General features: G+C 76.4%; 12 protein-coding genes. 3 read left to right on the top strand and 9 right to left on the bottom strand.

Going from position 1 to position 13,490, the window contains the following annotated elements; all coding sequences use genetic code 11:
* Positions 1–83 precede the first annotated feature (83 nt).
* From ABWU78_RS02120 to ABWU78_RS02110, 3 genes are all read right to left on the bottom strand, one after another.
* A complete protein-coding gene (locus ABWU78_RS02120) occupies positions 84–1,547 on the bottom strand; it encodes a M15 family metallopeptidase (protein ID WP_439157428.1) in 1,464 nt (487 codons plus the stop codon).
* Positions 1,548–1,904: 357 nt separating this feature from the next.
* Positions 1,905–3,206 carry a threonine/serine ThrE exporter family protein gene (locus ABWU78_RS02115; RefSeq protein ID WP_353707517.1) on the bottom strand — a complete coding sequence of 434 codons (1,302 nt, stop codon included), beginning with the start codon at positions 3,204–3,206 and terminating at the stop codon, positions 1,905–1,907.
* A 32-nt stretch (positions 3,207–3,238) separates the two neighbouring features.
* A complete protein-coding gene (locus tag ABWU78_RS02110; protein ID WP_353707518.1) occupies positions 3,239–3,655 on the bottom strand; it encodes a hypothetical protein in 417 nt (138 codons plus the stop codon).
* A gap of 85 nt (positions 3,656–3,740) precedes the next feature.
* On the opposite strand from ABWU78_RS02110, the gene ABWU78_RS02105 reads away from it, so the two are divergent.
* The gene (locus ABWU78_RS02105; protein ID WP_353707519.1) at positions 3,741–5,396 is read left to right on the top strand and encodes a mechanosensitive ion channel domain-containing protein; all 1,656 of its coding nucleotides are present in this window, start codon (positions 3,741–3,743) and stop codon (positions 5,394–5,396) included.
* 45 nt (positions 5,397–5,441) lie between these two features.
* On the opposite strand, the gene surE is transcribed toward ABWU78_RS02105, so the two are convergent.
* The 5 genes from surE to ABWU78_RS02080 form a co-directional block, all read right to left on the bottom strand.
* On the bottom strand, positions 5,442–6,209 hold the full coding sequence (surE, locus tag ABWU78_RS02100) for a 5'/3'-nucleotidase SurE (RefSeq protein ID WP_353707520.1): 768 nt from the start codon (positions 6,207–6,209) through the stop codon (positions 5,442–5,444).
* 72 nt (positions 6,210–6,281) lie between these two features.
* A complete protein-coding gene (locus ABWU78_RS02095; protein WP_353707521.1) occupies positions 6,282–7,292 on the bottom strand; it encodes a 1-phosphofructokinase family hexose kinase in 1,011 nt (336 codons plus the stop codon).
* Positions 7,293–7,301: 9 nt separating this feature from the next.
* Positions 7,302–8,165 carry a glycerophosphodiester phosphodiesterase gene (locus tag ABWU78_RS02090; RefSeq protein ID WP_439157427.1) on the bottom strand — a complete coding sequence of 288 codons (864 nt, stop codon included), beginning with the start codon at positions 8,163–8,165 and terminating at the stop codon, positions 7,302–7,304.
* A 91-nt stretch (positions 8,166–8,256) separates the two neighbouring features.
* The gene (locus tag ABWU78_RS02085; protein ID WP_353707523.1) at positions 8,257–8,820 is read right to left on the bottom strand and encodes a TIGR03086 family metal-binding protein; all 564 of its coding nucleotides are present in this window, start codon (positions 8,818–8,820) and stop codon (positions 8,257–8,259) included.
* A gap of 140 nt (positions 8,821–8,960) precedes the next feature.
* Positions 8,961–10,019: a 2,3-butanediol dehydrogenase gene (locus ABWU78_RS02080; RefSeq protein WP_353707524.1), complete on the bottom strand. Its 1,059-nt coding sequence runs from the start codon at positions 10,017–10,019 to the stop codon at positions 8,961–8,963.
* A gap of 307 nt (positions 10,020–10,326) precedes the next feature.
* Here ABWU78_RS02080 and ABWU78_RS02075 point away from each other — a divergent pair, with 307 nt between their 5' ends.
* Positions 10,327–11,472 carry a VanZ family protein gene (locus ABWU78_RS02075; RefSeq protein WP_353707525.1) on the top strand — a complete coding sequence of 382 codons (1,146 nt, stop codon included), beginning with the start codon at positions 10,327–10,329 and terminating at the stop codon, positions 11,470–11,472.
* On the opposite strand, the gene ABWU78_RS02070 is transcribed toward ABWU78_RS02075, so the two are convergent.
* On the bottom strand, positions 11,459–11,641 hold the full coding sequence (locus ABWU78_RS02070) for a hypothetical protein (protein WP_353707526.1): 183 nt from the start codon (positions 11,639–11,641) through the stop codon (positions 11,459–11,461). The two genes, ABWU78_RS02075 and ABWU78_RS02070, sit on opposite strands and share 14 nt — an antisense overlap.
* 211 nt (positions 11,642–11,852) lie before the next feature.
* Between ABWU78_RS02070 and ABWU78_RS02065 the strand changes: the two genes are divergently transcribed.
* Positions 11,853–13,463, top strand: a complete 1,611-nt coding sequence (locus ABWU78_RS02065; protein ID WP_439157426.1) for a class I SAM-dependent methyltransferase — start codon at positions 11,853–11,855, stop codon at positions 13,461–13,463.
* Positions 13,464–13,490: the final 27 nt, after the last annotated feature.

The following is a 13,490-nucleotide window of genomic DNA, read 5'->3' as shown; positions in this document are numbered from 1 at the left end:
CCCCGCGTCGCCGGGCACGGACGACGAGGCCCCGGTCCGCGAGGTCGTCGCGGTGCCGGGGCCGTCGTCGCGGGAGCGGCTCGTCAGGAGAGGTCGCCGTACTCCCAGTGCCAGGGCTCGTTCTTCGAGCCGCCGGCGCGGGCCCACTCGGGGTTGTCCCAGCCGTAGGCCGGCGCGTTGGCGCGCATCCACTCGTACTGCGCGGTGCCGTAGCCCTGGATGCCGCCGCCGAGGTCGAGCGCGAGCGCCCAGCCGTGGTTCGACATGCCCGGGGGCGCGGCGAAGTAGCCGCGCGACGCCTTGACCGCGACCTGCGAGGCGTAGGAGCGGTACGAGTCCGTCACGGAGAGGTCCGCGCCGAACGTCTCGCGGAACTTCTGGTTGAGTGCCTCGATCTGGTGGGCGGCGTCGCAGCGGAGCTGCTCGCCCGGCGCGAACGACAGCTCGCACAGGGCGCTCGCGGGGATCTGCCCGTTGCCGAAGCCCGCCGTGGAGGCGGCCCACTGGTCGAGCTGTGCCGCGATCTCCTCGGCCGACGGCGGACCGGGCACGACCTGCACGGTCACGCCCGAGCCGGCCGCGTCGAGCAGCGTGGAGAGCTCGGCCGTCAGCGCGGCGATCTCCTCGGTGGACCCCGCGGGCGCCGGCGTCTCGGCGGCGTCGGTGGTGGCGTCCGTCGCCGTCCCGGTGGTGAGGTCGGGCGACGCGGTCGCCGCCTCGGAGGCCGCCGCGTCCTCCTCGGGGGACTCGGTCGAGGTGTCAGCGCTCGTCGCGGCGTCGGGTGCCGCCGCGGTCTCCGCCTCGTCCGACGACTCGTCCGACGCCGTGGCCAGGTCCGGCACGGTCGGCTCGAGCGTCGGGAGGGCGGCGAGGTCCTCGAGGGACGTGCGGGCCGAGGATCGGCTCGCACGGTCGGAGCCGCGCTCGGCGAGGTGAGGCACGCTCGATTCGAGGGTGTCGGACGCGGTCAGCAGCGTGTCGCCCTCGGTGTCGACCGCGGCGTTGTCGTCGGCGGACCCGTCGTCGGCGGTGTCGGCTGCCGTGTCGTCGGCGGTCCCTCCCAGCCCGGAGTCGGCGAGCGAGGGCAGGCCGGCGAACGCCGACGAGCCGTCGGTCGGGGAGGCCGCGGTGACGGCCGTGCTGAGCCGGGTGCGCGCGTCCTCGATCTGGGCGATCTGCTCGGGAGTCAGCCCGGCGGCGCCCTCCCCGGTGAGGAACTGTGCCCGCACGAGGGCGTCGCTCGCCGCGTCGACGGTGGCGGGGTCGGCCGCGATCGCGCCCAGGGTCACCGGCGCCGTGCCGGCAGCGGTCGACGTGGTCGGTGCCGCGGACGAGGAGTCGGCGGGCACATCCGCCGACGGCGCACCGCCGTCGGCGAAGGCGGCCGCGGCGGTGCTCGCGGTGAGCGCGACGGCCGCCACGGCGGCACCGGTCCCGAGGGTCCGGCGACGGCCGGGAGCGACGCGGGCAGCGCCCTGCGCGCCGCGGCGCGCGGCGGAGGCGAGGGCTGCGGGGAGCGAGGCCCGGCTCGCGGTGTGGCGGCCCATCTAGCGTGCCTCGCCGGGGGCGGCGGGGCACGCGCCGGTGGTGCTGGACGTGTGCGGTGCGGTCTTCTGGTGCTGGGCAGTGGTCAAGCGAGCGATCCGATCATCGGGTCGTGGTCGCGGGCGGTCGAACGCGGAAGCGCTCCCATCCCTGGTGCACCTGCGCAGGACGGAGCGCTGGGTGACCACGACGGCGTGCGGTCGGGGCGGGACGCGTGCGCCCTCTCACCACGACGCCGGCTGGTCTGGTCGCAGGGTGGACCACGGAGACCGGTCGGCTGTTCCATCTTCAACTAGACGTGCGTCCAGCGGGACCCTCTGACGGGGGGAAGCCTCGGGAATGGGGTGCCGACCGTGTGGTCAGGATGTGAAGAGGGTACGTGTCACCCGTCCCGCGTCCCGCGTGACGGCCGACCCGACGAGCGTGCCGAGGGCGATCCCGAACACGGCGACGACCGCGTTGGCGATCTCCTGTGCCGCCTCCGGGCCGCCGTTCACCAGGTCCGAGAGGCCCAGCAGGCTGAGCGCCCCGGGCACGAGGAGCCAGAACGCCGGGAGGGTCGTGACGGCGGCGGGCGGTCCGTGCGGCGTCCGCTCGACCAGCGCGGCGAGCGGCGCGATGACGAGGGCACCCACGAACCCCGCGAGCGGGGCGGCGGCGAGCGCCCCGGCGAGCTGGGCCGCGTACGCGCCGAGCAGGACGAGCAGCACCCAGGGCAGCGAGCCCCGCGGCGACGACGCGAAGTACATCTGCCCGAGCCCGACGGCGAGGATCCCCACCCACGGCGCCCACCACCCGAGCTGGTCCGCGGCGGGGGCGGCGACGAGCGGGCCCGCGACCGCGGCCCCCGCGACGACGCCGAACACGAGCAGCAGGAGCTGCGCGACCCCGTAGACGAGCCGGCTCGCGCCGGCGACGATCTGGTTGCCCGTCAGCTCGATCGCGGCGACCGTGAGCACCGAGCCGGGCAGGAACGACACGAGGGGCGGCACGAGCACGCTGAGCGGGTCGTCGCCGAGCCAGGGGTGGACGACGTCGACCGCCAGGAGCGTCACGACGAACGCCGCGACGACGGGCAGGGCGGTGGCGAGCGTCGGCCACCGCGTCCCGAGCCAGCGCAGGGCGCCGACGAGGATCCCGAGCGCGAGGTAGACCGGCAGGAGCCGGGCGGTGGGGTTGAGCACGAGGCCGAACCCGACCGTGAGCAGCCCGTGGCCGACGATCGTGAGCACCGCGCCGAAGCGGGGCGGCCGCTCCACGATCGCGCGCAGCTCGGCCCGCGCGTCGGCGAGCGGGACGTCGGTCGTGCGCAGGCGGCGCACGAGGGTGGTGAGCGCCCCGATCTGGTCGAGGTTGAGACCGCTCGCGGCAGCACCCGCGAAGTCGGCGACCGTGCCGCCCGCCGTGCTCACCCGGACGAAGACACCCGTGGGGAGGACGAGCGTGCCCACGGTGGACGTGCCCGAGCGTCGCGCGACGGCCTCCAGGTCGTCCTCGACGTCGGTCACGGAGCGTCCGGAGTCGAGCAGCGCCGTCCCCAGCTCGCGCAGGAGCGGGACGAGGTCGGGGGACACCTCGGGCGGCTCGGGATCGACCGCGGGGGGCGGCTCGTCGCCCAGCGCGCGCAGCACGCGGCGCACGACGGACGGGGCGCGTCGCACGTCGTCGAGCCAGCTCGCCCTGCGCCCGCGGGTCAGGGCGGGTCCTCGGTGCTCGCGGCGACGAGCGCGAGCAGGGCCCGCGCGTACGCGTCGGCGGCGTCCGCCGCGGCGAACGTGCCGAGGTCGTGGAGCACCTCGGTGCGGACGACGTACCCGGCGTCCGACCGTTCGAGCGCGCGGAAGGTGCCCCCGAGGAGCTCCCGGAGCTGCTCCTCGAGCGGGTGCCACAGCGCGTCCTCGAGCGCGACCGAGTCGAGCGCCCACTCGGTCGTCCCGTTGAAGCCGAGCACGACGCCGGTGTCGAACTCGTGCGGCTCGATCGTCATGTCGCTCACGGTGAAGACGTCGCCGTCGCCGCCCGTGGCGAGGAGGCGGAAGCGGTCGCCCGACGCCGGCGACCACCGCACGCCCGCGTCGCGCAGCGCGAGCGCGAGCTCCCACGAGATCATGCCTGCCACGGTAGGCCCGGCCCGCACGCCCCGCACGAGCGACGGCCCGGAGGTGACCGCCGGGCGCCCTGCCTAGCCTGAGGTGATGGACACCGAGCTGGAGAACACGACCGACGTGCTCGTCACCCTGGGCGCGGTCGCGGCGGGAGTCCTTGTCGCGTTCGTCCTGGGGACCGTGATCTCTGCCGTCGTGCGCCGGGCCGGCCGGCGCAGCGAGCTCGCGCGCGACCTCTCGCGGCGGCTGCGCCGACCGGACCGCGCGGTCCTGACCGTCGTCGCGGTGTGGGTGGCAGTCCGTCTGACGACCGACGCTTCGACGCCCTGGCGCCCGGCGGTCGAGCACCTCCTGCTCATCGCGCTCATCCTGGCCGGTGCGTGGTGGGTGGGCGCCATCGCGTTCGTGCTCGAGGACTCCGCGCTGCAGCGCTACCGCATGGACACCGCGGACAATCGGCACGCGCGCCGCGTCCGGACGCAGATCACGGTGCTGCGCCGGCTCACCGTGGCGGTGATCGTGGTGTGCGCGGTCGCGGGCATCCTGCTCACGTTCCCCGCCGCGCGCGCCGCCGGGGCGAGCCTGCTCGCGTCGGCGGGGCTCATCTCGATCGTCGCGGGCCTCGCCGCGCAGACGTCGCTCGCGAACGTGTTCGCGGGCATGCAGATCGCGTTCACCGACGCCATCCGCGTGGACGACGTCGTGGTGCTCGAGGGCGAGTGGGGGCGGATCGAGGAGATCACCATGACGTACGTCGTGGTGCACCTCTGGGACGACCGCCGCCTCATCATGCCGTCCACGTACTTCACGACGACGCCGTTCCAGAACTGGACCCGCCGCGCCGCCGACCTGCTGGGCACGGTCGAGCTCGACCTCGACTTCGAGGTGCCGGTCGGGCCGATGCGGGCCGAGCTGCGGCGTCTCCTCGCGCTCACCGACCTGTGGGACGGGCGCGTCGGCATCCTCCAGGTGACCGACGCTGTCGGGGGCCTCGTGCGGGTCCGCGCCCTCGTCAGCGCGCACGACGCCCCGACGCTGTTCGACCTGCGGTGCTTCGTCCGGGAGGGCCTGGTCGACTGGCTGCAGCGCGCCGCCCCGCAGGGCCTGCCCCGGACCCGGCTCGAGCGCGCCGCGGACGCCGCCGACCTCCTGCCGGGGGAGCCGGGCGAGCCCGCCGCGGCGGACGCCGAGCGGCCCGACGGGACCGGCACGGGCGGCGACGGGGTCCCCGTGGCCCCGGCGCGACCGCCGCGCCTCCCCGCGGAGCGCGGGTCGCGGCGGGCCGACGCGCCCGTGGTCCTCGGGACGATCCGGCGTGCGGGGAAGGGCGCCGGCGCGGCGCCGAGCGAGGACCCGACACGGCTCGTCGGGGTCGTGCCCGGCCCGGCGGGGCGCCCGGACGAGCGGGACGTCGACGCCGGCGCCGGTCACGACCGCGCCGGTCACGACGCCGAGGTGCCGGGCGGGACCCGGCCGCTCCCCGCCGTCGGGCACGACGTGCACGGCGACGCGACGCCCGAGGCCGCGGAGTCCGCCTTCTTCAGCGGGACGCCCGAGGGAGAGGAGCGGTCGCGCGCCTTCGCGGGACCGGGCCAGGACGTCATCGACGAGCGCGAGCGCACGGCCGAGCACGGCGCCGTGCCGGACCACGACGCGCCGGGCGACGCGCCCGACGCGGGGGCGCCGCGCGACCCCGCCGACGACGGGGACGGCGTCCGCGAGGACGACCGCCGACCCGGTACCTGAGGACGGGACCCGGACGCGTCCCCGGCGCGCCCGACGGCGAGCGGATCAGGTCAGGCCGGGGACCTCGACCGTCACGTCGGCGTACGGCGCGACGAGGAGAGTCGCGGTCGCCCACCCGCGCGTGAGCAGGCCGGTGTCGGAGTCGGGCTCGGAGTGCCGCTCCGTGCCGGAGTACTGGAGCACCAGGTGCCGGTCGCCGTCCTCGTGGATGTTCGCCTGGACGAGCCCGAACGTCGCGAGCGGCGCCTGGCGCAGACCGCGCAGCCGGTCCGGCGGGACGTCGGGGACGTTGACGTTGAGCGTGCGGCGGTCGAGCGGGACGTCCCGCGACGCGGCGTCGTCCATCCACGCGAGCACGTGGTCGGTGACGAGGCGCGCGGTGTCCCAGTGCTGCGGCTCCGCCGCGTCGACCGAGACGGCGAGCGACCGGATCCCGTGCGTCATCGCGGACAGCGCCGCGCCGACCGTCCCGGAGTGCAGGATCGCGTTGCCGGTGTTGGCGCCCTTGTTCGCCCCCGAGAGCAGGAGGTCCGGCCGGGGTCCGAACCCGCCGTAGGCGGCGACGAAGGCGATGAGCGCGGGGGCGGCGCGGACGGCGTAGGAGGTCACGTCGTCGGGCAGGCCCGGCGCGCGGCGCGGCTCGACGGCGAGCCGCCCGTCGCGCTCGGCGCCGAGCAGGGACGCGCTGGCGCCCGACGACTCGCGGGCGGGGGCCGCGACGACGACCTCGTAGCCGGCGTCGAGCGCCGCCCCGGCGAGGACCGCCAGGCCGGGGGAGTCGATCCCGTCGTCGTTGGTCACGAGGGCGCGCACGGTGGTTCTCCTCTGTCGTCGGGGTCGGGGTCGGGGGGGTGGGGGTGGGGGTAGCCGGCCCGGCGGCCGGGTTCAGGTGCGGGCCTCGCGCACCGTGATGCGGCGCGCGAGGCGCTCGATCTGGTCGCGCCGGCCCGTGCCGAGCCCGCGCCGCGTGACGTTGAGCGCGCCCGCCGCGGCGCCCAGGCGCACGGCGTCCGGGAGCTCGAGGCCGCGGCCCAGCCCGACGGCGATGCCCGCCGTCATGGAGTCGCCCGCGCCGCGGTGGTCGACGGTCGTGATGCGCGGCGTGCGCACGGTGTACGTGTGCTCGCGCGTCACGAGCAGCGAGGGGTCGTGCGCGCGCGACACGACGACCGCGCGCGGCCCGGCGTCGACCATGCCGCGCGCGGCGGCGAGCAGGGCCGCCTCGGTGTCGTCGTCGGCGAACCCGCCGTCGACCATCTCCTCGTGGCTGATCTTGAGCACCGCGCCGGGCGCGTCGGCCACGGCGCGCGCCTGCTCCCCGGAGAGGTCGGCGACCACCTGGCGCTCCGAGGCGTGCAGGTCGCGCGCGAGCCGCCCGAAGAACGACGCCGGGACCCCGATCGCGGTCTCCGACCCGGTGAGGATGGTCACCGCCGCGTCGAGACCGGACACGAGGACGGTGCCGTAGAGGTCGTCGACCTCGTGCCGGTTGAGCGGGAACGGGTCCATCGTCACGACCTCCTCCCGGTGGCCGCTGCGCCGGTCGTGGACGTACGCGCCGTTGCCGCCGGTCGTCGTCGCGCGCAGGTCGAGGTGCTCGGCGCGCGCGAGGTGCGCCGCGACCGTGCCCGTCTCCCCGCCGAACGGGCCGCAGACCACGACCTGCGCACCGAGCGAGTACGCCATGCGCGCGAGCCACAGCCCCTGGCCGCCGGGGTGGACGTGCACCTCGGGCGAGGTCTCGTACGGCCCGGCGGGCTCGATCTCCACCGTGAGCAGCGGCGTCAGCGCGAGCACGCACACCGCCGGGGCGCGCGCGGGTCCCGGGCCGGACGGGTCGGACGGGTCGGGCGGGGTGGGGAGCGGACCGGGCGAGGGCGTCGGGGTGGCGCTCATCCGTCCACGCTAGGGGCGCGGCGGCCGGTTCACCCGCCGAGGATCCTCGAACCGCGCGTCGAGCCAGCCGGCGAGCCGGTCCGGCCGGTCCGTCATGATGCCGTCGACGCCCTGCGCGAGGAGGTCGTCCCACTCGTCCGTCGTGTTCGCGGTCCAGGCGTGCACGCGCAGCCCCGCGCCGCGGAGCGTGTCCACGAGGCCCGGCTCGTGCGCGAGGAGCGCGACCTCCGGGTTGCAGGCCACGACCCCCAGGTCCGCGCACGCGCTGACGAGCTCGGCGAGGCTGTCGGGGTGCAGCGCGAGCAGGAGCGCGCGGTCGAGGTGACCGGCGGCGTCGCGCAGCGCGGCGACCGTGGGGGGCCAGAACGACTGGACGAGCACCCGGTCCGCGAGCCCGGCGTCGTCGACCTGCTTGGTCACGAGCAGGACGTCCTCGACCGACCAGACGCCCTTGAGCTCGACGAGGAGCCCGACACCCGGGTGCGCGACGGCGAACCGCGCGACCTCCGCGAACGTCGGGACGCGCTGGCCCGCGTACGCGCGCGAGAACGACGAGCCGGCGTCGAGCGCGCGCACCTCGGCGAGCGTGAGCCCGTCCACGCGGCCGGTCCCGTCCGTCGTCTCGTCCACGACGTCGTCGTGCAGCACGACGACCTGCCGGTCGGCCGTGAGGTGCACGTCGAGCTCGATCGCGTCGGCGCCCGCGCGCACCGCGGCCTCGAACGCCGCGAGCGTGTTCTGCGGCGCGACGGACGAGTTGCCGCGGTGCCCGACGACGAGGGGACGGCCCCCGCGGTCGGCCGCGGCCCGGAGCAGGGGCGGCGCGTGCGTCGTGCGCTGGTCCGGGGTGCGACCCGGAGCGGTGGGTGGCATGGGGTCAGTCTCGCGCGCGACCCGCGCGCCCGTCCTGCCGGGGCCGCCTCCGGGCAGACCGTTCCGCGAACGTTCACCCGGCGTGCGACCGTCAGCGGCGGCGGCCCGTGAGCGCGAGGAGGTGCGTGAGGTCGTCGGCGCCGTCGTCGACGTCGAGCGGGCCGCGGAACAGCGGGCCCGGCTCGAGGAACGTCGAGCGCGACTCCGCGTAGTGCAGCGCCCACGCGACCAGCGCGGGCTCGCCCGTCTCGTCCGCCCCGACGGCGCGGGCCAGGTCCCAGGCGTGCACCACGAGGTCGAACGTCATCTGGGCGCAGTACTCCGCGCCCGACTCGTCGCCGTAGGACAGGTGCACGCGGCGGTCCAGGGCGTCGGGAGCGAGGAACGCCTCGCGGGCCTGGACGGACGCGTCGACCCACCGGTCCACCGGGTCGTCGCCGAGCACGTCGCCCTCGAAGACGGTGCCCACGTCCTCGATCCAGCGCCCGGCGAGCAGCTCCGGGGCCCAGAGCTGCTCGGCGGTGAGGTGGTTGACGAGGTCGCGCACCGTCCAGTCGGCGTCCGGGGTGGGCAGCGCCCACTGGTCGTCGCGCAGCGGGCGGACGAGGGCGTCGAACGCGCCGATCGCGTCGCCGTGGGCGGCGAGGACGTCCATGCGGCACCTCCCGGAGGCCTCGTGAGCCTCCACCGTGGCACGCCGGGCGGCGCGCCGCAGGTCGAGCGCGGCGCGTCGACGAGCACGGGTCGAGCGCGGCCCGCGGCCCCCGGGGACGGGGAGGGCCGCGGGCCGCCGTCTCACACCGACACGACGATCTTCACGTGGTCGTCCTTGTGGTCGATGAGCTCGCGGTACCCCTTCTCCACGACGTCCTCGACGGCGATGCGGCTCGTGACGAACGGGGCGAGGTCGACCTTGCCCTCCTGCACGAGCCGGATGACCGCCGGGTGGTCGTCGGCGTACCCGATGGCGCCCTTGATCGTGAGCTCGCGCAGCAGCACCGTCATGACGTCGAGCGTCGGCGGCGCGGAGAACAGCGCCACGATCTGGAGCGTGCCGCCCGCCTTGAGCGCGTGGGTCAGGGTGTCGAGCACCGGCTGCGCGCCCGAGCACTCGATCGCGACGTCCGCGCCGCGGCCGTCGGTGATCTCGAGCACGCGCGCGGCGACGTCGACCTCGCGCGGGTCGAGCACGACGTCGGCCACGCCCGTCTCCAGCGCCTTGGCCTTGCGGGCCCCGCTCACCTCCGTGACGATCGTCCGCGCCCCGATCGCGTGCAGCACGGCGCACGTCAGCAGGCCGATCGGCCCCGCCCCGCCCACGAGGACGGTGTCGCCCGCCTGAGCCCCGGACAGCCGCACGCCGTGGTACGCGACGGCCAGCGGCTCGATCAGCGCGGCCTGGTCCAGCGGGACGTCGCCCACCGGGTGCACCCACCGGCGCTCGACGACGATGTGCTCGGACAGCCCGCCGCCGCGGCCGGAGATCCCGATGAACCCCATCTTCACGCACGCGTTGTACAGGCCGTCGCGGCATGGCGGGCACTCGCCGCACACCATGAACGGCTCGACCACCACGGCATCCCCGACCGCGAGCCCGTCGACGCCCTCGCCGAGCTCCTCCACGACCCCGGAGAACTCGTGGCCGAACACGACGGGCAGCGTCTCGCCCGACAGCGGGTGCGGCTCGGTCTCCGACGGCGCGGGCGGGAAGGGGCCCTCGAGGTACAGGTGCAGGTCGGACCCGCAGATGCCCGTCCACGCGGGCCGGATCTTCACGGTGCCCGGCCTGGTCTCGGGCTCCGGGACGTCCTCGATCCGGAGGTCTTCCTTGCCGTGGTACCGCGCCGCCTTCATCGTCCTCACCTCGTCCGTCGGGCCGCGCGCACCGGTCGGTGCGCGGCGGGCGGTCCCCGGACCGGTCCTCGGTGAGCCCTCGGCGGGCCGTGGCGACCGACCGCACCTCCACGCTAGGCCGCGGTCCGGCCCGCACGCCGCGCCGAAGGTCCTCGGGGACGAGGCCGGTCGTCGTCGGCGCTCGTCCGGGAGGCGGGCAGCGGGCGCCGGAGGGCAGCGCCGCGGGCGCCGCCGCGATACTGGAGCCCGTGACCACGACCCGCACCCGCGCACGCCGACCCGCCCCTCAGCACGGCGGGAGCCGCGCGTGATCGACAGGTGGACGTGGCCGGCGTACGTCGGCGTCATCGGCGGCGCGCTGGTCTTCGCGGCGGTCCTCGTGCCCGCCCTCGCGTGGCAGTCGCGCCGGTACGGCGGCCTGAGCGGCCGGCGCCTGGTCGGGGCCGCGGCCGTCGCCGTGTACGGGGTGGCGCTCGTCGCGTACACGCTCCTGCCGCTGCCCGCCGGCGACCTCGCCGCGTGGTGCGCCCGGTACGGCGTCGCAGGGGCGGAGCTCGTGCCGTTCCACTCCCTGGCCGACATCCGGCGCGACACCGCCGGCCTCGGCGCCGGCGCGACCCTGCGGAGCGCGGCCGTGCTCCAGGTCGTGTTCAACGTCGTCCTCTTCGTCCCGTGGGGGCTGCTCGTACGGCGCTACCTGGGGCGCGGCGTCGTCGTCGCGACGCTCTCCGGGCTGGCCGCGTCGCTGCTCGTCGAGACCACGCAGTACACGGGGATCTTCGGGCTCATCCCGTGCTCGTACCGCGTCGCCGACGTCGACGACGTCCTGACCAACACGCTCGGCGCGTTGCTCGGGGCGCTCGCAGCGCCGCTCGTGCTGCGGTGGATGCCGCGCGCCGCGGAGCTCGAGGCGCGCCGGGACGAGGCGCGACCCGTGACGGTGTGGCGCCGCTGGCTGGGGATGCTGCTCGACGCGCTGCTCGTCACCGCGCTCGGGGTGGTGCTCCAGGTGGGCTACCGCACGGTGCTCCTCCTGCTCGGGCGTCCGCTGCCCGACGGGACGGACTGGCCGCAGTGGCTGCTCGGCACGCTCGTCCCGTTCGCGCTCGTGTTCGTCGTGCCGACGTTCCTCGGCAGCGGCGCGTCCTGGGGGCAGCGGACCGTGTGGCTCGCGCCGCGCTGGGCGGGCCGGCCCGGCACGACGGCGCAGCGCGTCGCCCGCGCGGCGGCCGGGGGCGCGCTGTGGGGGGCGCTGGGCCTGCTCGCCGACCTGCCGACGGGCGTCCCGGCGGCGCTCGCGGTGGTGGGCGACGTGGCCGCGCCGGTCGCGTGGCTGTTCGCCGTGGTGTCGGTCGCCGCGGTCCCGTTCACGCGCGGACGGCGCGGGCTCTCCGGGGCGGTGACCGGGGCGGAGGTCGTCGACGCGCGGGAGGCAGCGCTCAGTCGTGCGTGAGGAGCCCGACGGTCAGGGCGATCGCGCCCCAGATCACGAGTCCGCCGCCGACGGCGATCGCCATCCCGTTCGCCCCGGTCGACCCGGCTCGGCGCGCGCCGCGGGCGGCCGTCGCGGCGATCGCGAGGCCGGACACGACGAGCACAGCCCCTGCCACGATCCAGAACATCGCGAACACCGTCCCATACGTCCCCTGTGCTCCGCATCGTGGACGGGCGTCCAGGCCAGCCGGATCGGGGAGCGCTCAGGGGCGGGCGCCCCGGCGACCAGCGGGTTTCCCCGCTGGGCGGCCTTCACGGAGAGCGAACACGCGGTCGCCGAGGGGGACCGAGCGGTGAGACGGGTTGCGTCGAGGGGGTGACGCCCCGCACGGTGTGCGCGTGCACCCTCCTGCGTCCCCGCCGGTCCGTCGCGTCCTCTTCCCGGGGCGTCACCACGTCGTCACGCGCTACCAGGTCGACTACCTCCGGGCGCTGCGCGCCGGGCTCGTGCGCGACCTCGACGGGCACCGCGTGCGGTGCGCGCCCGACGTCGAGGTGGTCTGGGTCGTCACGTCCGCGAACCACGCGGGCACGCGCCGCAACCCGCTGCCGGGCCACCGGCGGGAGGCGCTCGTCGAGAACGTGACGACCCGGGAGGGGCTCCGGTCCGTCGTCGTGCCGGTGCCCGACGTCGCGCCGGACGACCGGTTCGCGCACCTCGTCGTCACGAGCGTCGCCACGGCGACGGGTGTCGCGCCCGACCCCGCCGACACCGTCGTCGCGTGCTCGACGCCCGCGCTCGTCGACGCGTACCGCGCGCTCGGCTACCGCGTCGCGGGCGTGGAGCTCGACGCCGCCGAGCCGGGCGGTGAGCTGCCCGCCCGCCCGTGGGACGTCGTCGAGCAGATCGCCGCGGGCGACGAGCGCTGGCGCGACGTCGCGCACCCGGCCGTCCCGGAGTTCTACGCGCGCTACCGGTTCGTGGAGGACGTGCGGCGGATCTTCGCCGACCCCGTCGTCTCGGGCGACGGCGACCTCACCTCGACGCGCGACTACCGCACGTACGCCGCCGCGTTCGAGGACGCGTCCGCGCGCAAGTGGGCCCAGGTGGCGCCGCACGTGCGGCCCGGGCGGATCGTCGACATCGGCTGCGCGACCGGCGGCCTCCTGGAGCACGTCGCGCGCGAGCCGCGCCTGCACGAGTCCGACCTGTTCGGGGTCGACGTCGCGCGGCACCTCGTGGCCGAGGCCGAGCACAAGAAGGCCCAGGGCGCGTTCGCGAACCCGCACGTGTGGTTCGTGCAGGCCAACATCCTCGACCGGTCCGTGATGCCCGACGCGACCGTCGACACGACCCTGACGATCGCCCTCACGCACGAGGTCTCGTCGTACGGGGACGGCGTGCGCGACGTCGAGACGTTCGCGCGCCGCGTCCACGCCCACACCCGGCCCGGCGGGGTGTGGATCAACTCCGACGTGTGCGGCCCGGCCGAGCCGGACCGCGTCGTCGTGCTCACCCTGCGGACCGACGACGGCGCAGCCGCCACCGGGGACGGGCCGGGCGGGGCGCGGGCCGACCTCGACGGCCTCGCGCGCGCGGACGTCGCCGCGTGGGTCGGCGCGCTGTCCACCGACGCGCGCCTGGTCCAGTTCGCGCACGACTTCCCGCGCCTGTCCGGCGCCGCGTTCGCGCCCGAGCGCCTGGCGCCGGGGTCGTGGCGGCTCACGCTGCGCCAGGCGATGGAGTTCCTGACCCGCAAGGACTACGTCGACAACTGGCTGTCCGAGTGCCACGAGCGGTTCTGCGACCTCAGCGGCCCGCGGTGGGCCGACCTGCTCGCCGACGCCGGCTTCGAGCTCGAGCCGGGCAGCGGCGCGTGGCGCAACGAGTGGGTCGTCCAGCACGCCCTCGCGCCCGTCGCCGCGCTGCACGACGCCGCGACCGGCGAGCCCGTCGACTGGCCCGACACCCACGTCCTCACCGTCGCCCGCCGCCCCGAGCTCGCCTGACCCGGCCCCGGGCCCGACCCCGCCGAG

Source organism: Cellulosimicrobium sp. CpK407, assembly GCF_051844275.1.
GTDB classification, from domain to species: Bacteria; Actinomycetota; Actinomycetes; order Actinomycetales; family Cellulomonadaceae; genus Cellulosimicrobium; species Cellulosimicrobium cellulans_G.
The sequence above is the reverse complement of the archived record's forward strand: the minus strand, read 5'-3'. Positions and strand labels throughout refer to the sequence as shown.